We start from the raw sequence: 25,783 nt of genomic DNA on the forward strand, positions 1-25,783 counted from the left end.
TTTGTTGTTTCATTAGTTGTTATATTTGGACGAGGTAAACATCAATTTAACCATTAATGTTTGGCCCTAACCATTTTTCAGCCTCGATCCTATCCCACCCCTTACGATCGGCGTAACTCTCTAGCTGATCTTCTTGGATCTGTGCGATCGCAAAGTAACGTGAGTCAGGATGAGAGAAGTACCAACCAGATACTGACGCACCCGGATACATTGCATAGCTGGAGGTTAGAGTCATGCCAATATTCTCTTCCACATTAAGTAGCTCCCAAAGCGGTCCTTTTTCAGTATGCTCAGGGCACGCTGGATAACCTGGTGCAGGGCGAATACCTTGGTATTTTTCACGAATGAGATCATCGTTAGATAAATCTTCATCCGCAGCATAACCCCAAATTTCTTTACGGACACGCTCATGCAAATACTCAGCAAACGCTTCGGCTAGGCGATCCGCCACCGCTTGAATCATAATTGCGTTGTAATCATCTCCCTGTGCTTTGTATTCATCAGCAAGCTCTCGTTCACCAATACCACCAGTGACAGCAAATGCCCCTATCCAATCATGTTTACCCGACTCTTTAGGTGCGATGTAGTCGGATAAACAATAGTTGAATCCTTTTGGTTTCTCGGTCTGTTGTCGCAAGTTACGTAATACTTTCACAACGTCGGTACGAGTTTCATCAGCATAAACTTCAATGTCGTCCCCCACGCTCGCAGCAGGGAATAAGCCACACATTCCACGCGCTTTTAACAGGCCTTCTCGCTCAACTCGATCAAGTAACTCGTTGGCATCTTCGAATAAACGTTTTGCTTCTTCACCAACTTCTTCATGTTGGAAAATTGTTGGATACTTACCCACAAGTGACCAAGTCATAAAGAATGGTGTCCAATCGATGTATTGACGTAATATAGCCACATCAAAATCATCGAAGATATGAATGCCAGGCTTAACAGGCACTGGAGGAGTATAAGCTTCCCAATCGATAGCAACTTTATTCGCTCGAGCAGCTTCTAATGTCACTGGTTTGGTTCTCGGTTTCTTTCGATTATGTTGATCACGTACTCGTTCGTAATCAGCTTCAAGTTTTTCAACAAATTCAGGGCGACGTTCATCTGACAGAAGAGAAGTACATACGCCCACTGCACGTGAGGCGTTGTTCACGTAAACCACTGGATGCTTGTAATTTTGCTCAATCTTAACTGCTGTATGGGCTTTTGACGTTGTTGCGCCACCGATGAGAAGAGGTAAGTTAAAGTCGAGACGCTCCATCTCTTTTGCAACATGCACCATTTCGTCTAATGAAGGTGTGATCAACCCTGATAAACCAATAATATCGACGTTCTCTTCTTGCGCTACTTTTAAGATCTTTTCGCAAGGAACCATGACACCAAGATCGATAATTTCGTAGTTATTGCACTGCAATACAACGCCAACGATATTTTTCCCGATATCATGTACATCACCTTTGACCGTCGCTAGCAAAATCTTACCGTTTGTTTGTCCCACCTGCTTTTCTGCATTGATGTAGGGCTCCAGATGCGCGACTGCTTGCTTCATCACTCGTGCAGATTTTACGACTTGAGGAAGGAACATTTTACCTTCACCAAACAAATCTCCGACGACGTTCATCCCATCCATGAGTGGGCCTTCAATCACCTCTAATGGCTTTGAAGCATTGACACGTGCCTCTTCGGTATCATCAACGATAAACTCGGTTATTCCTTTCACTAACGCGTGTTCTAAACGCTTTTCAACAGGCCAAGTTCTCCACTCAAGTGCAGAGGCATCCTCCTCTTTACCTACCCCTTTGCCTGCGTATTCCGCCGCGATATCTAACAACCTCTCAGTGGCATCATCGCGACGGTTAAGAACGACATCTTCCACAGCCTCACGCAATTTTTCAGGCACGTTATCGTAGATTTCTAACTGACCCGCATTCACAATCCCCATATCCATACCGTTTTTAAAACAGTGGTAGAGGAACACCGCGTGAATCGCTTCACGTACATAGTTATTGCCACGGAAAGAGAATGAGACGTTAGAAACACCACCCGAGATCATCGCGTGTGGTAAATCACGTTTGATATCGCCAACGGCTTCAATGAAATCCACCGCGTAGTTATTATGCTCCTCGATCCCCGTAGCAATGGCAAAAATGTTTGGGTCAAAAATGATGTCTTCTGGTGGAAAGCCCACTTCATCAACAAGAATTCGGTAAGCGTTGGTACAAATTTCTACTTTGCGCTCACGTGTATCTGCTTGCCCAATCTCATCAAACGCCATCACAATCACAGCCGCACCGTAACGGCGGATCAACTTAGCTTGTTCAACGAATTTCTCTTTGCCTTCTTTGAGAGAGATCGAGTTAACAATGCCTTTTCCTTGGATGCACTTAAGACCGGCTTCAATAACCTCCCACTTGGAAGAGTCAACCATGATTGGTACTTTGGATATTTCAGGTTCTGACGCACAAAGGTTTAAAAATCGAACCATACAAGCTTGTGCATCCAACATGCCTTCATCCATGTTGATATCGATAATTTGAGCGCCATTTTCAACTTGTTGACGAGCCACATCGAGCGCTTCGTCGTACAGTTCTTCTTTAATCAAGCGCTTAAAACGCGCAGAACCAGTTACATTCGTACGCTCACCGACATTGATGAATAAAGAGTCTTTATCAATGGCGAGCGGCTCTAAGCCAGACAAGCGACAAGCAACGGGAAGTTCAGGTAATTGACGAGGGGCGATATTTTCAACCGCGAGTGCCATTTGGCGAATGTGCTCAGGAGTTGTACCACAACACCCACCAATCAAGTTTAAAAAGCCGCTTTGAGCCCACTCTTTAACATGCTTAGCCATATCTTCTGGCGACAAATCGTATTCGCCGAATGCATTCGGAAGCCCAGCATTTGGGTGAGCGGAAACAAAAGATTCTGATATACGCGAGAGCTCTTCAACATAAGGACGCAGTTCATCCGGGCCAAGTGCACAGTTCAAACCAAACGAAATCGGTTTAACATGACGTAATGAGTTGTAAAACGCTTCTGTGGTTTGACCGGATAATGTTCTACCGGAAGCATCAGTAATAGTCCCCGAGATCATCACAGGTAACTCAATACCCATATCTTCAAACACACTTTCAACAGCAAATGAACAAGCCTTAGCGTTAAGAGTATCGAAGATGGTCTCGATAAGAATAAGATCAGAACCACCTTTAATCAGCGCTCGAGTCGATTCAGAGTAAGCCTCAACTAACTCGTCGAAAGAAACATTTCGATATCCAGGGTCGTTTACATCAGGAGAGATAGAACAAGTGCGGTTCGTCGGCCCTAAAACCCCTGCGACATAACGCGGTTTATCGGGTGTTTTTGCGGTCCATTCGTCTGCAACTTCACGTGCAAGCTTGGCAGCTGCAAAGTTAATTTCTTCACTTAGGCTTTCCATCTCGTAGTCAGCCATCGCAATGGTTGTTGCGTTAAAAGTGTTGGTCTCAAGAATATCTGCACCCGCTTCTAAATATGCAGCGTGAATTTCCTTGATAAGTTGAGGCTGACTTAGAACCAACAGGTCGTTGTTACCTTTTAGATCACAATGCCAATCCGCAAAGCGCGTTCCTCGATAGTCTTGCTCTTCAAGTTTGTATCCCTGAATCATGGTTCCCATACCACCATCAATTAAAAGAATACGTTGCTTCAATTGAGCTTCAATCTGTTGTATTACGTTACTTCCCACAGTACAGCCTCATTCCTTTAGTTATCTTTCCATCCTATCACACAAACTTCAGGAGTCTAGACGTCTAAACGTAGAATTAATGATTATTTTATCTCCTTCTTAACTTGCAAAATAATCACGAAAAAATGTTTGCTATTTAAGCAGCATCAGCCGAGAATTCCATTCATAAAATGTTACAAATAGAGAGCTCTATGTCGGTCTATCATACTTTATGTTTTCTATCCGCAGCTGCGATGCTAATTGCTTTTGTAAACAGCAAGATAGGAAAGATGCAAACCACCATTGCGATTACCGCAGGTTCAATGGTGCTTTCACTTCTAATCTTAATTGCGGGTCAAAACAACTGGTTCCATCTCACCGAAATTGCGACGGAGACGGTCACAAGGATTAACTTCGAAGATTTCTTGCTCAAAGGCATTCTTGGCTTCTTACTATTTGCTGGTGGACTAGGCATCAAACTCCCGAACCTTAAAGATCAGAAGTGGGAGATCACTGTTTTAGCCCTTGGAGCTACACTGTTTTCTACGTTCTTTATTGGATTTGCACTGTATGGGTTTTGTCAGTTAATTGGCATCCAATTTGATTTGGTCTACTGCTTACTATTTGGTGCTCTAATATCGCCAACTGACCCAATCGCTGTATTGGCTATTGTGAAAAAACTAGATGCTCCTAAACGTATCTCCACTCAGATTGAAGGAGAATCGCTCTTCAATGATGGCTTCGGTTTGGTTATCTTCGTCACTCTATTTACGATTGCATTTGGCACTGAGGCACCAACTGTAGGTAGTGTCACCTTGCTCTTCATCCAAGAAGCTATCGGTGGTATCATATATGGTTTCGTCCTCGGTTTGCTATTCCACTACTTGATCAGTGCCACCGATGATCACTCAATGGAATTGTTACTTACCATTGGTGTCCCAACAGCAGGTTACGCATTTGCTGAATACATCCATGTATCAGGCCCACTCGCGATGGTTGTATCCGGTATTATGATTGGCAACTGGACACGCTTTATTGGCTTTTCAAAAGAGAGTGAAGATCACCTTGACCATTTTTGGGAGCTTGTTGATGAGTTCTTGAATGGCGTGTTATTCCTACTGATCGGCATGTCGATGCTGCTATTTGAATTCCACAAAGAAGACTGGATTATGATGGCTATTTCAGTCCCTCTTGTACTAGCAGCTCGCTATTTAAGCGTATTTCTCTCGTACATTGGCTTTAAGCGTTACAGAAAATATAACCCGTGGTCAGTACGTATTTTGACGTGGGGCGGCTTACGCGGGGGCCTTGCATTGGCAATGGCACTTTCCATTCCATCTGGTATTTGGGTGATTCAAGATAAGTTAATCGATGTAAAAGAGATTATTCTTGTAATGACCTACTCCGTCGTTGTTTTCTCTATCCTCATTCAAGGCTCAACAATCACCCCAATGATTGAAAAAGCAAAAGCAGAAGAGAAGAAGATGGAAGAGAATAACCAAGCAATAACCACTCCGGAACATACGGAGCCAGTGGACTCTTAAAGACACGTTACTTAATAGATAAAAAGCAGCTACCTAGCTGCTTTTTTCATAACTAATTTTCAGACTCCCCTTCAAGGACGAATGCTCCTTATTCTTTGATATACCTTCAAATATACTAAGAATCGCTACGCTACACTTTCATAGATACTAACTATTGCCGATAGATAGTATTCATAAACGAGTCTTTTAATTTGCCCATTTTCATCTGTATCACTTCTCTTCCCTTGGCAATATAGGCTCCTCGCAAACATCAAAGTTAAACTTCCACAATACTTAGCAATGAGCGAGTTTGTGTTTTTATGAGAAAGAGACATTTAGGGTGATTGCGTTCAGAACCCAAACGGGTTAGAAACCTCACCGAGATAAAACTGAGCTAGCACCCAGGTAGCAAAGCCTTAACGGAAGTTTAAATCCCTTCCCTCTTGAACTCAGTGAGACTAAACTTGTATTCAAAGTCCTCCTGTTTTCAAATTAGAAACAAGCGACACCTCAAACAATTAAGCTCTGTCATATAACTAGATTTTCTAATATCGAATAAAAGGAGCTTTGGTTAGAGCTTGGTATCGGAATAAGGCTAAGACTAAGGCACAGAGTTACATGCTAGCTCGTTCACGACGATATTAAAACCATGTGAAGAGGGTAGCGTAACTCTAGATGCAAGGTTCCAATATGAAAGTGAGTTTCAGGTAAGTCGGGGGAACCAGAACGAAAAAAGCCTCAGTCTTTCGACTGAGGCTTAATATAAGTGGCGGAGTGGACGGGACTCGAACCCGCGACCCCCGGCGTGACAGGCCGGTATTCTAACCAACTGAACTACCACTCCGCAGTGGTATCACTCGCTTTAATAAGCAAGCGTCCGCTTTTGTCTTCACTTTTCGAAAAAGTGAAAATAAAACTAAAGCCTGGCGATGTCCTACTCTCACATGGGGAAGCCCCACACTACCATCGGCGCTATTTCGTTTCACTTCTGAGTTCGGCATGGAAATCAGGTGGGTCCAAAACGCTATGGTCGCCAAGCAAATTCTTTAATTCGGAAAGCTGTTTTTTTAATTCTCGTTCTTACACATTCAATGTTCTTTCATTGAGTCCATCAAAACCCCTTGGGTGTTGTATGGTTAAGCCTCACGGGCAATTAGTACAGGTTAGCTCAACGCCTCACAACGCTTACACACCCTGCCTATCAACGTCGTAGTCTACGACAACCCTTTAGGATACTTAAAGTATCAGGGAGAACTCATCTCAAGGCTCGCTTCCCGCTTAGATGCTTTCAGCGGTTATCGATCCCGAACTTAGCTACCGGGCAATGCGTCTGGCGACACAACCCGAACACCAGAGGTTCGTCCACTCCGGTCCTCTCGTACTAGGAGCAGCCCCTTTCAATTCTCCAACGCCCACGGCAGATAGGGACCGAACTGTCTCACGACGTTCTAAACCCAGCTCGCGTACCACTTTAAATGGCGAACAGCCATACCCTTGGGACCGACTTCAGCCCCAGGATGTGATGAGCCGACATCGAGGTGCCAAACACCGCCGTCGATATGAACTCTTGGGCGGTATCAGCCTGTTATCCCCGGAGTACCTTTTATCCGTTGAGCGATGGCCCTTCCATTCAGAACCACCGGATCACTATGACCTGCTTTCGCACCTGCTCGAATTGTCATTCTCGCAGTCAAGCGGGCTTATGCCATTGCACTAACCTCACGATGTCCAACCGTGATTAGCCCACCTTCGTGCTCCTCCGTTACGCTTTGGGAGGAGACCGCCCCAGTCAAACTACCCACCAGGCACTGTCCGCAACCCCGATAAGGGGTCGACGTTAGAACATCAACACTACAAGGGTGGTATTTCAAGGACGGCTCCACGCAATCTAGCGACTGCGCTTCAAAGCCTCCCACCTATCCTACACATGTAGGGTCAATGTTCAGTGCCAAGCTGTAGTAAAGGTTCACGGGGTCTTTCCGTCTAGCCGCGGGTACACTGCATCTTCACAGCGATTTCAATTTCACTGAGTCTCGGGTGGAGACAGCGTGGCCATCATTACGCCATTCGTGCAGGTCGGAACTTACCCGACAAGGAATTTCGCTACCTTAGGACCGTTATAGTTACGGCCGCCGTTTACCGGGGCTTCGATCAAGAGCTTCGACCGAAGTCTAACCCCATCAATTAACCTTCCGGCACCGGGCAGGCGTCACACCGTATACGTCATCTTGCGATTTTGCACAGTGCTGTGTTTTTAATAAACAGTTGCAGCCACCTGGTATCTGCGACTCTCAATAGCTCCATCCGCGAGGGACTTCACCGTCGAGAGCGTACCTTCTCCCGAAGTTACGGTACCATTTTGCCTAGTTCCTTCACCCGAGTTCTCTCAAGCGCCTTGGTATTCTCTACCCGACCACCTGTGTCGGTTTGGGGTACGATTCCTTACAATCTGAAGCTTAGAGGCTTTTCCTGGAAGCATGGCATCAATGACTTCACTACCGTAGTAGCTCGACGTCGTGTCTCAGCCTTAGAAAGAGCCGGATTTACCTAACTCTTCAGCCTACGCACTTGAACCTGGACAACCGTCGCCAGGCCCACCTAGCCTTCTCCGTCCCCCCATCGCAATTGTAAGAAGTACGGGAATATTAACCCGTTTCCCATCGACTACGCCTTTCGGCCTCGCCTTAGGGGTCGACTTACCCTGCCCCGATTAACGTTGGACAGGAACCCTTGGTCTTCCGGCGAGGAGGTTTTTCACCCCCTTTATCGTTACTCATGTCAGCATTCGCACTTCTGATACGTCCAGCATGCGTTACCACACACCTTCAACCGCTTACAGAACGCTCCCCTACCCAATGCACTAAAGTACATTGCCGCAGCTTCGGTTTACTACTTAGCCCCGTTACATCTTCCGCGCAGGCCGACTCGACCAGTGAGCTATTACGCTTTCTTTAAATGATGGCTGCTTCTAAGCCAACATCCTGGCTGTCTGAGCCTTCCCACATCGTTTCCCACTTAGTAGTAATTTGGGACCTTAGCTGGCGGTCTGGGTTGTTTCCCTCTCCACGACGGACGTTAGCACCCGCCGTGTGTCTCCCGGATAGTACTTACTGGTATTCGGAGTTTGCAAAGGGTTGGTAAGTCGGGATGACCCCCTAGCCTTAACAGTGCTCTACCCCCAGTAGTATTCGTCCGAGGCGCTACCTAAATAGCTTTCGGGGAGAACCAGCTATCTCCAGGTTTGATTGGCCTTTCACCCCTAGCCACAAGTCATCCGCTAATTTTTCAACATTAGTCGGTTCGGTCCTCCAGTTGATGTTACTCAACCTTCAACCTGCCCATGGCTAGATCACCTGGTTTCGGGTCTATATCCAGAGACTGAACGCCCAGTTAAGACTCGGTTTCCCTACGGCTCCCCTAGATGGTTAACCTTGCCACTGAATATAAGTCGCTGACCCATTATACAAAAGGTACGCAGTCACAGGACAAGCCTGCTCCTACTGCTTGTACGTACACGGTTTCAGGTTCTATTTCACTCCCCTCACAGGGGTTCTTTTCGCCTTTCCCTCACGGTACTGGTTCACTATCGGTCAGTCAGTAGTATTTAGCCTTGGAGGATGGTCCCCCCATATTCAGACAGGATATCACGTGTCCCGCCCTACTCGATTTCACTGAACACACGTCGTCAACTACGGGACTATCACCCTGTATCGTCAGCCTTTCCAGGCTGTTCGTCTAACGCGTGTAAAGCTTAAGGGCTAGTCCAATTTCGCTCGCCGCTACTTTCGGAATCTCGGTTGATTTCTTTTCCTCGGGGTACTTAGATGTTTCAGTTCCCCCGGTTCGCCCTGTTGAGCTATGTATTCACTCAACAGTAATACCTTATGGTATTGGGTTTCCCCATTCGGAAATCCCAGACTCAAATGGTTTTTACTACCTAATCTGGGCTTATCGCAAGTTAATACGTCCTTCATCGCCTCTGACTGCCAAGGCATCCACCGTGTACGCTTAGTCACTTAACCATACAACCCGAAGGAGTTTCGAGTTGATGTTCAAATCACCAAAGTTGTCTCTCATTATTTGAATGAGCGAGAGACATTCGATTTTGCCGGACTCAATTTCGAATAATCACTGTAAAAGTGATATTCCCAAGAACACTTGAATGTGTTTTTTGGTGTTTGTCATAAAGACAAACATTGAGAACTTTACAAACAATCTTAAAGATTGTTTTGTCAGCTTTCCAAATTGTTAAAGAGCTAGATTTTCTTATGAAAACCATTTTTAAAGATTCTTTTTCAAGAACACTTAAAGATGGTGGAGCTATGCGGGATCGAACCGCAGACCTCCTGCGTGCAAGGCAGGCGCTCTCCCAGCTGAGCTATAGCCCCATCAAGGTCTCGATACTGTCGCCAATTCCTTGGGAAAGAAATTGGTGGGTCTGAGTGGACTCGAACCACCGACCTCTCGCTTATCAGGCGAACGCTCTAACCACCTGAGCTACAGACCCAGTATCATCTCTTTACTTTATAAACCGTATCAATCTGTGTGGACACTCATCGTGAGTAATCATCGTATAAGGAGGTGATCCAGCGCCAGGTTCCCCTAGCGCTACCTTGTTACGACTTCACCCCAGTCATGAACCACAAAGTGGTAAGCGTCCCCCCGAAGGTTAAACTACCTACTTCTTTTGCAGCCCACTCCCATGGTGTGACGGGCGGTGTGTACAAGGCCCGGGAACGTATTCACCGTGGCATTCTGATCCACGATTACTAGCGATTCCGACTTCATGGAGTCGAGTTGCAGACTCCAATCCGGACTACGACGCACTTTTTGGGATTCGCTCACTTTCGCAAGTTGGCCGCCCTCTGTATGCGCCATTGTAGCACGTGTGTAGCCCTACTCGTAAGGGCCATGATGACTTGACGTCGTCCCCACCTTCCTCCGGTTTATCACCGGCAGTCTCCCTGGAGTTCCCGACATTACTCGCTGGCAAACAAGGATAAGGGTTGCGCTCGTTGCGGGACTTAACCCAACATTTCACAACACGAGCTGACGACAGCCATGCAGCACCTGTCTCAGAGTTCCCGAAGGCACCAATCCATCTCTGGAAAGTTCTCTGGATGTCAAGAGTAGGTAAGGTTCTTCGCGTTGCATCGAATTAAACCACATGCTCCACCGCTTGTGCGGGCCCCCGTCAATTCATTTGAGTTTTAATCTTGCGACCGTACTCCCCAGGCGGTCTACTTAACGCGTTAGCTCCGAAAGCCACGGCTCAAGGCCACAACCTCCAAGTAGACATCGTTTACGGCGTGGACTACCAGGGTATCTAATCCTGTTTGCTCCCCACGCTTTCGCATCTGAGTGTCAGTATCTGTCCAGGGGGCCGCCTTCGCCACCGGTATTCCTTCAGATCTCTACGCATTTCACCGCTACACCTGAAATTCTACCCCCCTCTACAGTACTCTAGTCTGCCAGTTTCAAATGCTATTCCGAGGTTGAGCCCCGGGCTTTCACATCTGACTTAACAAACCACCTGCATGCGCTTTACGCCCAGTAATTCCGATTAACGCTCGCACCCTCCGTATTACCGCGGCTGCTGGCACGGAGTTAGCCGGTGCTTCTTCTGTCGCTAACGTCAAATAATGCAGCTATTAACTACACTACCTTCCTCACGACTGAAAGTGCTTTACAACCCGAAGGCCTTCTTCACACACGCGGCATGGCTGCATCAGGCTTGCGCCCATTGTGCAATATTCCCCACTGCTGCCTCCCGTAGGAGTCTGGACCGTGTCTCAGTTCCAGTGTGGCTGATCATCCTCTCAGACCAGCTAGGGATCGTCGCCTTGGTGAGCCCTTACCTCACCAACTAGCTAATCCCACCTAGGCATATCCTGACGCGAGAGGCCCGAAGGTCCCCCTCTTTGGCCCGTAGGCATCATGCGGTATTAGCCATCGTTTCCAATGGTTATCCCCCACATCAGGGCAATTTCCTAGGCATTACTCACCCGTCCGCCGCTCGACGCCGTTATCGTTCCCCGAAGGTTCAGATAACTCGTTTCCGCTCGACTTGCATGTGTTAGGCCTGCCGCCAGCGTTCAATCTGAGCCATGATCAAACTCTTCAATTTAAGATTTTGTTCGGCTCAATGAATACTGAACATTACATAAAGTAATGTTTGAATTGACTGTGCTGAATCTTTCGATTCAATGGTCACTTCATTTCATTGAAACCTAATTTGATACCGAAGTATCGAATTGGATTATCATCAACGAGTGCCCACACAGATTGATAGGTCTATATTGTTAAAGAGCTTGGCTTTCAGTGCCTTAGCACTTAAGCGAGGTGCGTATAATACGCTTTCCACTTTGAAAGTCAACATAAAACTCTAAATTTATTTAGAACTTTATGGTGACTTGCTTATTTAATAAGCAAGTGCAAAATAAAGCCTGGCGATGTCCTACTCTCACATGGGGAAGCCCCACACTACCATCGGCGCTATTTCGTTTCACTTCTGAGTTCGGCATGGAAATCAGGTGGGTCCAAAACGCTATGGTCGCCAAGCAAATTCTTTAATTCGGAAAGCTGTTTTTTAATTCTCGTTCTTACACATTCAATGTTCTTTCATTGAGTCCATCAAAACCCCTTGGGTGTTGTATGGTTAAGCCTCACGGGCAATTAGTACAGGTTAGCTCAACGCCTCACAACGCTTACACACCCTGCCTATCAACGTCGTAGTCTACGACAACCCTTTAGGATACTTAAAGTATCAGGGAGAACTCATCTCAAGGCTCGCTTCCCGCTTAGATGCTTTCAGCGGTTATCGATCCCGAACTTAGCTACCGGGCAATGCGTCTGGCGACACAACCCGAACACCAGAGGTTCGTCCACTCCGGTCCTCTCGTACTAGGAGCAGCCCCTTTCAATTCTCCAACGCCCACGGCAGATAGGGACCGAACTGTCTCACGACGTTCTAAACCCAGCTCGCGTACCACTTTAAATGGCGAACAGCCATACCCTTGGGACCGACTTCAGCCCCAGGATGTGATGAGCCGACATCGAGGTGCCAAACACCGCCGTCGATATGAACTCTTGGGCGGTATCAGCCTGTTATCCCCGGAGTACCTTTTATCCGTTGAGCGATGGCCCTTCCATTCAGAACCACCGGATCACTATGACCTGCTTTCGCACCTGCTCGAATTGTCATTCTCGCAGTCAAGCGGGCTTATGCCATTGCACTAACCTCACGATGTCCAACCGTGATTAGCCCACCTTCGTGCTCCTCCGTTACGCTTTGGGAGGAGACCGCCCCAGTCAAACTACCCACCAGGCACTGTCCGCAACCCCGATAAGGGGTCGACGTTAGAACATCAACACTACAAGGGTGGTATTTCAAGGACGGCTCCACGCAATCTAGCGACTGCGCTTCAAAGCCTCCCACCTATCCTACACATGTAGGGTCAATGTTCAGTGCCAAGCTGTAGTAAAGGTTCACGGGGTCTTTCCGTCTAGCCGCGGGTACACTGCATCTTCACAGCGATTTCAATTTCACTGAGTCTCGGGTGGAGACAGCGTGGCCATCATTACGCCATTCGTGCAGGTCGGAACTTACCCGACAAGGAATTTCGCTACCTTAGGACCGTTATAGTTACGGCCGCCGTTTACCGGGGCTTCGATCAAGAGCTTCGACCGAAGTCTAACCCCATCAATTAACCTTCCGGCACCGGGCAGGCGTCACACCGTATACGTCATCTTGCGATTTTGCACAGTGCTGTGTTTTTAATAAACAGTTGCAGCCACCTGGTATCTGCGACTCTCAATAGCTCCATCCGCGAGGGACTTCACCGTCGAGAGCGTACCTTCTCCCGAAGTTACGGTACCATTTTGCCTAGTTCCTTCACCCGAGTTCTCTCAAGCGCCTTGGTATTCTCTACCCGACCACCTGTGTCGGTTTGGGGTACGATTCCTTACAATCTGAAGCTTAGAGGCTTTTCCTGGAAGCATGGCATCAATGACTTCACTACCGTAGTAGCTCGACGTCGTGTCTCAGCCTTAGAAAGAGCCGGATTTACCTAACTCTTCAGCCTACGCACTTGAACCTGGACAACCGTCGCCAGGCCCACCTAGCCTTCTCCGTCCCCCCATCGCAATTGTAAGAAGTACGGGAATATTAACCCGTTTCCCATCGACTACGCCTTTCGGCCTCGCCTTAGGGGTCGACTTACCCTGCCCCGATTAACGTTGGACAGGAACCCTTGGTCTTCCGGCGAGGAGGTTTTTCACCCCCTTTATCGTTACTCATGTCAGCATTCGCACTTCTGATACGTCCAGCATGCGTTACCACACACCTTCAACCGCTTACAGAACGCTCCCCTACCCAATGCACTAAAGTACATTGCCGCAGCTTCGGTTTACTACTTAGCCCCGTTACATCTTCCGCGCAGGCCGACTCGACCAGTGAGCTATTACGCTTTCTTTAAATGATGGCTGCTTCTAAGCCAACATCCTGGCTGTCTGAGCCTTCCCACATCGTTTCCCACTTAGTAGTAATTTGGGACCTTAGCTGGCGGTCTGGGTTGTTTCCCTCTCCACGACGGACGTTAGCACCCGCCGTGTGTCTCCCGGATAGTACTTACTGGTATTCGGAGTTTGCAAAGGGTTGGTAAGTCGGGATGACCCCCTAGCCTTAACAGTGCTCTACCCCCAGTAGTATTCGTCCGAGGCGCTACCTAAATAGCTTTCGGGGAGAACCAGCTATCTCCAGGTTTGATTGGCCTTTCACCCCTAGCCACAAGTCATCCGCTAATTTTTCAACATTAGTCGGTTCGGTCCTCCAGTTGATGTTACTCAACCTTCAACCTGCCCATGGCTAGATCACCTGGTTTCGGGTCTATATCCAGAGACTGAACGCCCAGTTAAGACTCGGTTTCCCTACGGCTCCCCTAGATGGTTAACCTTGCCACTGAATATAAGTCGCTGACCCATTATACAAAAGGTACGCAGTCACAGGACAAGCCTGCTCCTACTGCTTGTACGTACACGGTTTCAGGTTCTATTTCACTCCCCTCACAGGGGTTCTTTTCGCCTTTCCCTCACGGTACTGGTTCACTATCGGTCAGTCAGTAGTATTTAGCCTTGGAGGATGGTCCCCCCATATTCAGACAGGATATCACGTGTCCCGCCCTACTCGATTTCACTGAACACACGTCGTCAACTACGGGACTATCACCCTGTATCGTCGGCCTTTCCAGGCTGTTCGTCTAACGCGTGTAAAGCTTAAGGGCTAGTCCAATTTCGCTCGCCGCTACTTTCGGAATCTCGGTTGATTTCTTTTCCTCGGGGTACTTAGATGTTTCAGTTCCCCCGGTTCGCCTCGTTATGCTATGTATTCACATAACGATACTTACTTATGTAAGTGGGTTTCCCCATTCGGAAATCCCAGACTCAAATGGTTTTTACTACCTAATCTGGGCTTATCGCAAGTTAATACGTCCTTCATCGCCTCTGACTGCCAAGGCATCCACCGTGTACGCTTAGTCACTTAACCATACAACCCGAAGGAGTTTCGAGTTGATGTTCAAATCACCAAAGTTGTCTCTCATTATTTGAATGAGCGAGAGACATTTCGATTTTGCCGGACTCAATTTCGAATAATCACTTAAAAGTGATATTCCCAAGAACACTTGAATGTGTTTTTTGGTGTTTGTCATAAAGACAAACATTGAGAACTTTACAAACAATCTTAAAGATTGTTTTGTCAGCTTTCCAAATTGTTAAAGAGCTAGATTTTCTGATGAAAACCATTTTTAAAGATTCTTTTTCAAGAACACTTAAAGATGGTGGAGCTATGCGGGATCGAACCGCAGACCTCCTGCGTGCAAGGCAGGCGCTCTCCCAGCTGAGCTATAGCCCCATCAAGGTGTCGATACTGTCGCCAATTCCTTGGAAAAGAAATTGGTGGGTCTGAGTGGACTCGAACCACCGACCTCTCGCTTATCAGGCGAACGCTCTAACCACCTGAGCTACAGACCCAGTATCGTCTCTTTACTTTATAAACCGTATCAATCTGTGTGAACACTCATCGCAATAATCATCGTTTAAGGAGGTGATCCAGCGCCAGGTTCCCCTAGCGCTACCTTGTTACGACTTCACCCCAGTCATGAACCACAAAGTGGTAAGCGTCCCCCCGAAGGTTAAACTACCTACTTCTTTTGCAGCCCACTCCCATGGTGTGACGGGCGGTGTGTACAAGGCCCGGGAACGTATTCACCGTGGCATTCTGATCCACGATTACTAGCGATTCCGACTTCATGGAGTCGAGTTGCAGACTCCAATCCGGACTACGACGCACTTTTTGGGATTCGCTCACTTTCGCAAGTTGGCCGCCCTCTGTATGCGCCATTGTAGCACGTGTGTAGCCCTACTCGTAAGGGCCATGATGACTTGACGTCGTCCCCACCTTCCTCCGGTTTATCACCGGCAGTCTCCCTGGAGTTCCCGACATTACTCGCTGGCAAACAAGGATAAGGGTTGCGCTCGTTGCGGGACTTAACCCAACATTTCACAACACGAGCTGACGACAGCCATGCAGCACCTGTCTCAGAGTTCCCGAAGGCACCAATCCATCTCTGGAAAGTTCTCTGGATGTCAAGAGTAGGTAAGGTTCTTCGCGTTGCATCGAATTAAACCACATGCTCCACCGCTTGTGCGGGCCCCCGTCAATTCATTTGAGTTTTAATCTTGCGACCGTACTCCCCAGGCGGTCTACTTAACGCGTTAGCTCCGAAAGCCACGGCTCAAGGCCACAACCTCCAAGTAGACATCGTTTACGGCGTGGACTACCAGGGTATCTAATCCTGTTTGCTCCCCACGCTTTCGCATCTGAGTGTCAGTATCTGTCCAGGGGGCCGCCTTCGCCACCGGTATTCCTTCAGATCTCTACGCATTTCACCGCTACACCTGAAATTCTACCCCCCTCTACAGTACTCTAGTCTGCCAGTTTCAAATGCTATTCCGAGGTTGAGCCCCGGGCTTTCACATCTGACTTAACAAACCACCTGCATGCGCTTTACGCCCAGTAATTCCGATTAACGCTCGCACCCTCCGTATTACCGCGGCTGCTGGCACGGAGTTAGCCGGTGCTTCTTCTGTCGCTAACGTCAAATAATGCAGCTATTAACTACACTACCTTCCTCACGACTGAAAGTGCTTTACAACCCGAAGGCCTTCTTCACACACGCGGCATGGCTGCATCAGGCTTGCGCCCATTGTGCAATATTCCCCACTGCTGCCTCCCGTAGGAGTCTGGACCGTGTCTCAGTTCCAGTGTGGCTGATCATCCTCTCAGACCAGCTAGGGATCGTCGCCTTGGTGAGCCCTTACCTCACCAACTAGCTAATCCCACCTAGGCATATCCTGACGCGAGAGGCCCGAAGGTCCCCCTCTTTGGCCCGTAGGCATCATGCGGTATTAGCCATCGTTTCCAATGGTTATCCCCCACATCAGGGCAATTTCCTAGGCATTACTCACCCGTCCGCCGCTCGACGCCGTTATCGTTCCCCGAAGGTTCAGATAACTCGTTTCCGCTCGACTTGCATGTGTTAGGCCTGCCGCCAGCGTTCAATCTGAGCCATGATCAAACTCTTCAATTTAAGATTTTGTCGGCTCAATGAATACTGAACATTACATAAGTAATGTTTGAATTGACTGTGCTGAGTCCGAAGACTCAATGGTCACTTCGTTTCATTGAAACCTAATTTGATACCGAAGTATCGAATTGGATTATCATCAACGAGTGCCCACACAGATTGATAGGTCTATATTGTTAAAGAGCAACTCTTCTTTGTGATTGACATCACTTCGGAAGAGGCGGCCATTCTAGCGAGATAATTTATCGTGTCAAACACTTTCTTCAAATTATTTCGTATTTCTTTTCAGCCTTATCAACTTCGCTTAAACCCTTCTGAGCCCTTGCCCTGTCGACGAGGAGGCATTATAGAGATCGCGCTCACATTGGCAAGTGTTATTTTTCAAAAATTGCAAAAACAATGGTTAAACGATGAGTTTTCGATCAAACCTTTATTTATTCAACTTTACCCCAAACTCTCACACAACTTATCCACAGAGTTGTGCTTTGAGACGTATTTTTCAAGTACCATAAATAAAGAAAGCTGCTTTATTGCAGCTATCTTTATTAAACTTAACCTAAACTCTATTTAAAGAGTATTATGGCTATATGCCAGACCCATCTTGTTCAGAGCCATCATCTTCGTGTAGGCCACATTCTCGCTTTAAGCCAAAGAATCGAGTTTCTTCCTCTGACATTCCCGGCTCCCATTTACGAGTGGTATGTGTATCACCAACTGAAAGGTAACCTTCATCCCACAATGGGTGGTATTTAAGGCCGTGTTGTTCTAAGTAGTAATGAACGTCTTTATTAGTCCAATCAATTACTGGTAGAAATTTAAACACACCGTTCTGAATTGATAGAATCGGTAAACCTGCACGAGATTTACTTTGCTCTCGACGCAGTCCAGAGAACCACGTTCCAACATTAAGCTCTTTTAACGCTCGACGCATCGGCTCAACTTTATTGAGCTTGTTGTATTTTTCAATTCCCTCTACGCCTTGCTCCCATAATTTTCCATATCGAGCTTCTTGCCAATTCGCACTTTCCTTGGCTCGATAAACTTTTAAATTTAGGTTGAGAGCATCTGTCAGCTCATCGATAAATCGGTACGTCTCAGCAAACAGGTAACCAGTATCGGTTAGAATGACGGGGATGTCCGCTTTGGCGCGAGTAACTAAATGAAGCATAACCGCGGCTTGAATACCAAAACTAGAAGAAACCGCGAACTCGCCTTCTAGATTATCTAAAGCCCACGCTACTCTCTCTTGTGCTGAAAGCTTTTCGAGCTCGACATTAATTTGAGCAAGACGGAGGATTTGCTCCGTCTTTGTTAATGTCAGTAACTCTGTGAGCTCCAGCTTGGATGCTACAGAATCAAGCATGAAAGTCCCTCTTTGATACGAGCACTTCTTGGATAATGCCAGCACGAATAGTGAAATCGCCAAAGGCTTCGCCTTCTTCACGCTCTTTCGACCATCGAGCCACCAGCAGATCAATCTCTTCTAAGATTTGCTTATCCGTGATGTTCTCTTTATACATTTTTGGTACTCGAGTACCGGCACGGTTACCACCTAGGTGCAAGTTGTAACGACCCGGCGCTTTGCCAACTAGACCAATTTCAGCCAACATTGCGCGACCACAACCATTTGGACACCCAGTTACACGCAAAATGATGTTGTCATTTTCTGGTAGGTTGTGCTTCTCCAGAATCCCCTCCACATCAGTAACAAACTGAGGAAGGAAACGTTCAGCTTCTGCCATCGCTAGCGGGCAAGTTGGAAAAGCAACACAAGCCATTGAGTTCTTACGCTGTTCACTTACGCCGTCGTCCATTAAGCCATGTTCACGAGCGATCTTTTCAATCTTCGCTTTTTCGTTTTTAGGTACACCCGCAACAATTAGGTTTTGGTTTGCTGTCATGCGGAAATCGCCTTTGTGGATTTTGGCAATTTCAGCAACACCCGTCTTAAGTGGTTTACCTGGGAAATCTAATAGACGGCCGTTTTCGATGAAGAGTGCTAGGTGATACTTACCATCGATACCTTCAACCCAACCGATACGGTCACCACGTTCCGTGAATTCATATGGACGGCTTTGCTCAAACTTAACACCAGCACGTTTCTCGACTTCCGCTTTAAAGACATCGCTACCTACACGATCCAATGTGTATTTGGTTTTTGCGTTCTTACGGTTTGAACGGTTACCCCAGTCGCGCTGAGTTGTTACTACAGCTGCGGCAACATCAAGTGTCTTGTCCAGCGGAATAAAGCCAAAGTCGTCAGCGCGGCGCGGATAAGTTGATGTATCGCCATGCGTCATCGCTAAGCCGCCGCCGACCAGGACGTTAAAACCAACCAGCTTGCCGTTATCTGCAATCGCTACGAAGTTGAGATCGTTAGCGTGTACATCTACGTCATTTTGCGGTGGGATAACCACTGTGGTTTTAAACTTACGTGGTAAGTAGTTCTTGCCTAGAATCGGTTCGTCTTCTTCCGTGCTTTCTACTTTTTCACCGTCTAGCCAAATCTCTGCATAAGCGCGTGTTTTCGGAAGCAGGTGTTCACTGATTCTCTTCGCCCATTCGTAAGCTTCTTGGTGTAACTCTGACTCCACTGGATTAGTGGTACACAACACGTTACGGTTTACATCACCCGCGGTTGCAATCGAATCAATGCCAATACTGTTGAGCGTTTGATGCATCAACTTAATATTCGGTTTTAATACCCCATGAAACTGGAACGTTTGGCGAGTCGTCAGACGAATACTTCCATATAAAGAGTGCTCCGTTGCGAACTTGTCGATCGCTAACCATTGCGTTGGCGTGATGATGCCTCCAGGCATACGAGCACGAAGCATCACATTATGTAATGGTTCCAGTTTTTGCTTTGTGCGTTCATTACGGATATCACGATCGTCTTGTTGATACATACCGTGGAAACGAATTAACTGGAAGTTGTCGGCAGTAAAGCCACCAGTAATACGGTCCTGTAAATCTTGCTCAATGGTGCCACGTAATAAGTTGCTTTCTCGCTTCAGGCGCTCGTTATCAGATAGCGGCCCTAACTCTTCACCTAATACAACCTGCTTATTATTGTCCGTAGAAAAAGTCATTAGTACACATCCCTCTGATAACGTTTCGCTTTACGTAGGTCATTAATAAATTGTTCTGCATCGTCACGCGGCATCTTGCCTTCTTGTTCAGCAACGATAACCAATGCGTCGTGCACATCTTTTGCCATACGCGTTGCATCACCGCAGACATAGATATAAGCGCCTTCTTGGATCCACTGCCACACTTGAGCTGCGTTTTCTAAGATGCGATGTTGTACGTAAACCTTTTCTACTTGGTCACGACTAAAGGCAACATCCAATCGGCTTAGTACTCCTGACTTGAGATACTTTTGCCATTCCACTTGGTACAAGAAGTCTTGAGTGAACGTGCGATCACCAAAGAACAACCAGTTTTTGCCTTCAGCATCGCGGTTTTCACGCTCCTGAATAAAGCTACGGAATGGTGCGATCCCTGTACCAGGACCAACCATGATAATTGGAGTGCTATCATCTTCCGGCAGTTTGAAGTTGTTGTTATGCTCAACAAATACTTTAACTTCCCCCCCCTCTTCGAGACGCTGTGCTAAGAAACTAGACGCACCACCATATCGTTTTTCGTCGTTTTGTTCGTACTCAACCAAAGCAACCGTTAGGTGTACTTCTTCATCGACCTCTTCTTGGCTTGATGCAATAGAGTAAAGGCGTGGAGTAAGGCGACGAAGCAAACCAATCAATTCATCTGCGGTTAACTTGGTTTTCTTTTCTGCCAGTACATCAACGATTTGAGTATTTGCAGAGTACTCGCGAAGCTTATCTTTATCTTCAACTAACTTTTGTAGCTTCTTGCTACCGGATAACTCGGCAAACTTTGTGATGAGCTGCGGGTTAGATGTTGTGATTTCATATTTACTCACGAGAGCACTGTGGATTGACAAGCTTTCACCATCAACGTCAACAGTCTCAACCCCAGACAAACCGACCTTACCAAGAATGGCATTTGCAAGTTCCGAGCTATTTTCAAACCACACACCTAGTGCATCACCTGGCTGATACGTTAAGCCCGAGCCTTCTAAGTCGATTTCTATATGACGAACGTCTTTTCCAGAGTCACGGCCCGTGATTTTTTGACTGGTCAGTAACGTCGCAGTGTACGGATTTTGTTTATTGTAAGGAGAGTGCGCAGTCGCAGCTTGACCCACAGGAAGTTGAACCACATCCGCTTCAGAGCCAGAAGACAGTGTATCTTTTACCTTGTCTAACGCATTCTTACGCCATTCAGTTGCAGGGGCTTCATAATCCACATCGCAATCAAGACGCTCGATAAATGGAGTCGCGCCTAGCTTTGATAGGTAAGTGTCGAAGTCTTTACCGGTCTGACAGAAGAACTCGTAGCTAGAATCTCCCAATGCAATAACACCATATTGCAGGTTTGGCAGCTTAGGAGCCTTCTTCGATTGCAAAAACTCATGTAGCTCAATGGCATTGTCTGGCGCTTCGCCTTCGCCGTTAGTCGATGCCACAATAATGACATGCGTTTCTTTGGCTAAGTTTTTACCTTTGTAATCGCTTGCATCAAAAAGTTCGACTGCAATTCCTTCTGCTTTTGCTTCCTGTTCCAGAGCTTCAGCAACACCTTTAGCATTGCCCGTTTGGGAAGCAAAAATAATACTCAACTTACCTGCTGGCTTCGCTGATACGGCTGCCGTTGCTTGTGCAATTGGCGTTACCGCTGTGTTTGGTTGATTTTGAGCTAATCCCCAAAAATACCCACTGACCCAAGCAAGTTGCTGTGAAGACAACTCAGAGACAGTTTGTTGGAGTGAGCTAATTTGTTGGTCATTCAGAGGGCTTGCGATTGGAGGATTTCCTCCTTGCCCATTATTATCTTCAGACACATTCTTGTGAGAATACTCATTCTTTTGAAAAGACATTATCACGACATCCCTATTCATTGCGTGACGATAGAGTACCCACTCTCCTTAATAACAAGAAAGAATAGAAGTGAATGTTTTATAACTTTTTGGAAGTAAGAACGGCTTACTTTTTGCTCATCGATCTTCAATGCGGACTTGTTGAAAGCCTACTGCCATTGCCGATTTTGACGCAGTATCCAAATCTTCATAAAGACATTCTTCGCCGTGACTGTCCGTTAGAAAAACAAAACCACCGCGCGCATGTCTGAACTCTACAACCCAACCACCCTCTTGGATTGCAGGCTCAATAATCGCTTCGATAAGCTGATTTTCACGGAATAGATGTCTTAGTTCATTTATTGTCATCGCTATCCCTGCTTTAACTTTCACATTGCTCCTAGGTAAGCATGGTCTAAGTCAGCCAAATAGGGAGAAATTTCGATTAGATATAATGAAGTGATATAAAAAAACGCCGCTTATAAAGCGACGTTTTAAGTAAATCGAGTATCTAACATGGCTGAATTTAGAACGCGTATTCCGCACTCACAAAGAAGCCGTTAGCAAAAATAAACTCTTTCCCTAGATCCGACATGAATTTATCGGACTCTAAATCAATCACACGGTAACCTCCACGAAAAGCCAGTCGAGCTTTTTCGAGCGCTACATTGTATTGAACACCTGCCATGAAATCGGTGCTTTTGATACCTTTGTTGTCACCAAAGTTTATCTCACCAATCACATCAAAGTTTGTATCCGGAACTTGAATTTCTGCGTAACCATACCAAGCCCAAATCAGCTCATCAAATTCTTCTACACGCCTGCTTGAGCCAGCATCAATGTATTTAGTGTCACTTAAATTACTTAACGTGAGACCCGCATCAAAGTGCAATAAATCATGCTCTAGAACGTGGTAATACAAGGTTAAATCGAGCTTATCGAACCCCATGTAATCCGCATCAACACTTGAGTAACGAAGGCGCGCATTAGGGACATATTTAACATCATGTTCAATCGCCGCGTAAAAAGTGCCTGCGGTACTGCTATCTCGTCTCACTTCATTAACTTTAGTGTCGGCAGCCCATACCTCTGCGCCGACTTTTGTCGATACAGAGTACTCTGCAAAAACAGGAAAAGATACTGCCAACGATAATGCCGTTAAAGCGATGTTCGCTTTATTTGTCATGTAGTATTTACTCCGAGATAGCTGATATTCACGTAGAGGACGTGAGAGGAAATATACCATATTCTCACGCCTCTCCATCAACTAAATGATGTTACTCATTATTTATAGCGGGGCTGAGCGACGTAATTCTTGAAGAACCAAATACCCAATGCAATCACGATTAACCATGGTAATAGTTTAAGTACCGCTCCAACCATTCCCAGTAAAAACATCACAACTAACGCAATACCAGTTGCTGCGAATACGGTCATCATTGTGATACCCGTAACCAACAAGGTCGCCGCGAAGACTAAAATAAAGATTAGCTCCAACATAATCACTTCTCCATTTGTTTTCAATAAACAGAGCAGTTTCCATACCAACTTACAGAAACGAAGTTAAGATTATGATTTTTAATAAAAAAACAAAGCCAGAGGCATTTCTGCACTCTGGCTTTATAATTCTTTAGTTGGTAATTTTAGCCATTCACTGGCGAATTTTACACATTCAATTCTTTTGGAATCTTAGCTAGCGCGTCTTGCAATACTTCTAGACCAGAACCTGGTTTGTGCGCATTTTCACTGATATGACGACGCCATTGACGAGCACCGGGCATGCTTTGGAACAAACCTAACATGTGGCGGGTAATATGACCAAGGTACGCACCTTTCGCTAATTGCGCTTCAATGTATGGATACATCTCTTCAACAATTTCGCTGCGTTTCTTCACTGGAGCATTAGAGCCAAACAACTCTTGATCTACCGATGCCAGTAAATATGGGCTTTGGTATGCTTCACGACCAATCATCACACCGTCAAGATGCTGAAGATGTGCTTTTGCTTCTTCTAATGATTTCACGCCACCGTTAATCGCAATCGTTAGGTGTGAGAAGTCTTGCTTCAATTGGTAAGCGCGTGGGTAATCCAATGGTGGGATCTCACGGTTTTCTTTTGGGCTTAGACCACTTAACCATGCTTTACGTGCGTGGATAGTGAACTGCTCACAGCCACCCTTTTCTGAAACAATAGAAACGAAATCCGTTAGGAATTCGTAAGAGTCTTGATCATCAATACCAATGCGAGTCTTGACTGTTACAGGGATATCGACCACGTCTTTCATTGCTGCGACACAATCCGCAACTAACTGCGGTTCAGCCATTAGGCAAGCACCAAATCGACCGTTTTGTACGCGGTCAGATGGACACCCCACATTTAGGTTAATCTCATCGTAGCCACGCTCTTGCGCTAGCTTGGCACACGTAGCCAAATCTGCTGGGTTTGAACCACCAAGTTGAAGGGCTAACGGATGCTCTTCTTCGTTATAAGCCAGGAAATCTCCTTTTCCATGAATGATCGCACCTGTCGTCACCATTTCAGTGTACAACAGGGTTTCTTTGGTCATTAAGCGATGGAAGTAGCGACAATGACGATCAGTCCAATCTAACATTGGTGCTACGGAGAGCCTGCAAGAATGAGTCATGATATAAACACCCGTTTTTATGTTGCCAAGGTCGAGCGCAGCAGTACGCTCAAAAAATAAGTCGGGTATTGTATACCCAAGCACCTCTGGGTGCTAGTTTCAGCGAGAATGATTTGGTTGGCTGACTAGCCAAGTGCTTAGGAATACGCAGAAGTAATACGAATCTGTCATTCGTTGATTCATTCTGTGATGATTATTCCGCCTTCACACCACCACCGACTTGCTTTAATTCATGATTTTCGTTCTGATAGTGGGTAAAATGAAGCATTTCTAAACGAACTTCGTATAGAAATGATTTATCATAGAGCACGTCCGATAGTTATGGTGAAAGGTTTGAACCCAACAATCATTGAACAAATTGAAAGTATCTGCGCAGAGCGTGGAGTACGACTGACTCCGCAACGCCGACGCGTATTTGAACTCATTTGTTCTAATCGCCGCGCCTCAAGTGCGTATGAGCTATTGGAGCAACTAAAAGAGAGTGAGCCTCAGGCTAAGCCGCCCACTGTTTATCGAGCATTAGATTTTCTCCTAGAACAAGGCTTCATCCACCGAGTGGAATCGACAAATAGCTTTATTACTTGTTGTTCTTTCAATACTCAGCAGCACTTTTTCCAATTACTAATTTGCGATAAATGTGGTGATGTCGTTGAACTCGAAGATGAGACGCTGATATCCTTGTTAGCCGAAAACGCCGAGAAGCATGGATTCAAACTGACCAACCAAGTTATTGAAACTCATGGTGAATGCCAGGCCTGTTCCTCCGAGACGAAAGAAAAAGTATAGAAGAACGTTATGCGCGCTGAATTTGTAAACCCGTTTTTAGCTTCTTTAATGAACGTGCTAAAAACTATGGCTTCTCTTGAGCTGAAGCCACAAAAACCGCGAATCAAAAAAGATGAGATCGCACGAGGTGACGTTTCTGGTCTGATTGGTATGGTAGGCCCACAAACTCGTGGTTCAATGTCGATCACCTTTGATGAAGCACTCGCCCTAGAAATCATGCAGAACATGCTTGGTGAACGTCCAAATGGGCTCAATGAAGAAGTGACCGATATGGTGGGTGAGATCACCAACATGGTTACTGGTGGTGCGAAACGCATTCTGGCGGAAAGTGGTTTTGACTTTGATATGGCAACACCGGTTGTGGTTTCGGGCCGAGGTCATACGATTCGCCACAAGTGTGAAGGCTCAATTATTATCATGCCTTTCTCTTCCCAATGGGGAAATGCATTTATCGAAATTTGCTTCGAATAAAAGAGAAAAATAGGTTGGCACTGGCCAACCTATTTGTTTTTGCCTCAGGCAATAAAAAGGTCAGC

11 protein-coding genes, 5 tRNA genes and 6 rRNA genes are annotated in these 25,783 nt (G+C 46.4%); 3 read left to right on the forward strand and 19 right to left on the reverse strand.

What is annotated here, in order from left to right; genetic code table 11:
* Window positions 1–46: 46 nt before the first annotated feature.
* On the reverse strand, window positions 47–3,727 hold the full coding sequence (metH, locus tag N646_RS08875) for a methionine synthase (RefSeq protein ID WP_017821325.1): 3,681 nt from the start codon (window positions 3,725–3,727) through the stop codon (window positions 47–49).
* A 191-nt stretch (window positions 3,728–3,918) separates the two neighbouring features.
* Between metH and N646_RS08880 the strand changes: the two genes are divergently transcribed.
* On the forward strand, window positions 3,919–5,250 hold the full coding sequence (locus N646_RS08880) for a cation:proton antiporter (protein ID WP_017636212.1): 1,332 nt from the start codon (window positions 3,919–3,921) through the stop codon (window positions 5,248–5,250).
* A gap of 746 nt (window positions 5,251–5,996) precedes the next feature.
* On the opposite strand, the gene N646_RS08885 is transcribed toward N646_RS08880, so the two are convergent.
* The 18 genes from N646_RS08885 to dusA form a co-directional block, all read right to left on the reverse strand.
* Window positions 5,997–6,073 (reverse strand) — tRNA-Asp (locus N646_RS08885).
* A gap of 77 nt (window positions 6,074–6,150) precedes the next feature.
* Window positions 6,151–6,267: ribosomal RNA gene (gene rrf / locus N646_RS08890) — 5S ribosomal RNA — on the reverse strand.
* A 94-nt stretch (window positions 6,268–6,361) separates the two neighbouring features.
* Window positions 6,362–9,251, reverse strand: a 23S ribosomal RNA gene (locus tag N646_RS08895).
* A 290-nt stretch (window positions 9,252–9,541) separates the two neighbouring features.
* Window positions 9,542–9,617, reverse strand: a tRNA-Ala gene (locus N646_RS08905).
* 42 nt (window positions 9,618–9,659) lie between these two features.
* Window positions 9,660–9,736 (reverse strand) — tRNA-Ile (locus N646_RS08910).
* Between the two features lie 67 nt (window positions 9,737–9,803).
* Window positions 9,804–11,356 (reverse strand): 16S ribosomal RNA (locus N646_RS08915).
* Between the two features lie 317 nt (window positions 11,357–11,673).
* Window positions 11,674–11,790: ribosomal RNA gene (gene rrf, locus N646_RS08920) — 5S ribosomal RNA — on the reverse strand.
* 93 nt (window positions 11,791–11,883) lie between these two features.
* Window positions 11,884–14,773 (reverse strand): 23S ribosomal RNA (locus N646_RS08925).
* Window positions 14,774–15,063: 290 nt separating this feature from the next.
* Window positions 15,064–15,139, reverse strand: a tRNA-Ala gene (locus N646_RS08935).
* Between the two features lie 42 nt (window positions 15,140–15,181).
* Window positions 15,182–15,258: transfer RNA gene (locus N646_RS08940), tRNA-Ile, on the reverse strand.
* 66 nt (window positions 15,259–15,324) lie between these two features.
* Window positions 15,325–16,877, reverse strand: a 16S ribosomal RNA gene (locus N646_RS08945).
* Together the 16S, 23S and 5S rRNA genes with 5 tRNA genes alongside form the textbook arrangement of a ribosomal RNA operon.
* A gap of 580 nt (window positions 16,878–17,457) precedes the next feature.
* Window positions 17,458–18,237: a phosphoadenylyl-sulfate reductase gene (locus N646_RS08955; protein WP_005382748.1), complete on the reverse strand. Its 780-nt coding sequence runs from the start codon at window positions 18,235–18,237 to the stop codon at window positions 17,458–17,460.
* Window positions 18,230–19,966 (reverse strand): assimilatory sulfite reductase (NADPH) hemoprotein subunit, encoded by a 1,737-nt coding sequence (gene cysI / locus N646_RS08960; protein WP_017821724.1) that lies wholly within the window; start codon window positions 19,964–19,966, stop codon window positions 18,230–18,232. The genes N646_RS08955 and cysI overlap by 8 nt, the downstream gene beginning before the upstream one ends.
* On the reverse strand, window positions 19,966–21,837 hold the full coding sequence (locus N646_RS08965) for an assimilatory sulfite reductase (NADPH) flavoprotein subunit (RefSeq protein ID WP_017821725.1): 1,872 nt from the start codon (window positions 21,835–21,837) through the stop codon (window positions 19,966–19,968). The genes cysI and N646_RS08965 overlap by 1 nt, the downstream gene beginning before the upstream one ends.
* Window positions 21,838–21,954: 117 nt before the next feature.
* Complete coding sequence (locus N646_RS08970) at window positions 21,955–22,185, reverse strand: hypothetical protein (RefSeq protein ID WP_005381264.1); 231 nt, start codon at window positions 22,183–22,185, stop codon at window positions 21,955–21,957.
* A 157-nt stretch (window positions 22,186–22,342) separates the two neighbouring features.
* Complete coding sequence (locus N646_RS08975) at window positions 22,343–23,002, reverse strand: TIGR04219 family outer membrane beta-barrel protein (RefSeq protein ID WP_017821726.1); 660 nt, start codon at window positions 23,000–23,002, stop codon at window positions 22,343–22,345.
* Between the two features lie 98 nt (window positions 23,003–23,100).
* Complete coding sequence (pspG, locus tag N646_RS08980; protein ID WP_005381266.1) at window positions 23,101–23,316, reverse strand: envelope stress response protein PspG; 216 nt, start codon at window positions 23,314–23,316, stop codon at window positions 23,101–23,103.
* A 164-nt stretch (window positions 23,317–23,480) separates the two neighbouring features.
* Window positions 23,481–24,461 (reverse strand): tRNA dihydrouridine(20/20a) synthase DusA, encoded by a 981-nt coding sequence (dusA, locus tag N646_RS08985; RefSeq protein WP_017821727.1) that lies wholly within the window; start codon window positions 24,459–24,461, stop codon window positions 23,481–23,483.
* 321 nt (window positions 24,462–24,782) lie between these two features.
* Between dusA and zur the strand changes: the two genes are divergently transcribed.
* Both zur and N646_RS08995 read left to right on the forward strand, forming a co-directional pair.
* A complete protein-coding gene (gene zur, locus N646_RS08990; protein WP_005381268.1) occupies window positions 24,783–25,247 on the forward strand; it encodes a zinc uptake transcriptional repressor Zur in 465 nt (154 codons plus the stop codon).
* Between the two features lie 9 nt (window positions 25,248–25,256).
* Complete coding sequence (locus N646_RS08995) at window positions 25,257–25,718, forward strand: chemotaxis protein CheX (protein WP_005381269.1); 462 nt, start codon at window positions 25,257–25,259, stop codon at window positions 25,716–25,718.
* Window positions 25,719–25,783 lie beyond the last annotated feature (65 nt).

Origin of the sequence: Vibrio alginolyticus NBRC 15630 = ATCC 17749 (assembly GCF_000354175.2) — a bacterium.
GTDB lineage: Bacteria > Pseudomonadota > Gammaproteobacteria > Enterobacterales > Vibrionaceae > Vibrio > Vibrio alginolyticus.

Bases quoted from the DNA above. Each gene is read 5' to 3' on its own strand.
- N646_RS08995 (WP_005381269.1), top strand. From the start codon at position 25,257: ATGCGCGCTGAATTTGTAAACCCGTTTTTAGCTTCTTTAATGAACGTG.
- N646_RS08970 (WP_005381264.1), bottom strand. From the start codon at position 22,185: ATGACAATAAATGAACTAAGACATCTATTCCGTGAAAATCAGCTTATC.
- dusA (WP_017821727.1), bottom strand. From the start codon at position 24,461: ATGACTCATTCTTGCAGGCTCTCCGTAGCACCAATGTTAGATTGGACT.
- N646_RS08880 (WP_017636212.1), top strand. From the start codon at position 3,919: ATGTCGGTCTATCATACTTTATGTTTTCTATCCGCAGCTGCGATGCTA.
- cysI (WP_017821724.1), bottom strand. From the start codon at position 19,966: ATGACTTTTTCTACGGACAATAATAAGCAGGTTGTATTAGGTGAAGAG.
- zur (WP_005381268.1), top strand. From the start codon at position 24,783: ATGGTGAAAGGTTTGAACCCAACAATCATTGAACAAATTGAAAGTATC.
- N646_RS08965 (WP_017821725.1), bottom strand. From the start codon at position 21,837: ATGTCTTTTCAAAAGAATGAGTATTCTCACAAGAATGTGTCTGAAGAT.
- N646_RS08975 (WP_017821726.1), bottom strand. From the start codon at position 23,002: ATGACAAATAAAGCGAACATCGCTTTAACGGCATTATCGTTGGCAGTA.
- pspG (WP_005381266.1), bottom strand. From the start codon at position 23,316: ATGTTGGAGCTAATCTTTATTTTAGTCTTCGCGGCGACCTTGTTGGTT.
- N646_RS08955 (WP_005382748.1), bottom strand. From the start codon at position 18,237: ATGCTTGATTCTGTAGCATCCAAGCTGGAGCTCACAGAGTTACTGACA.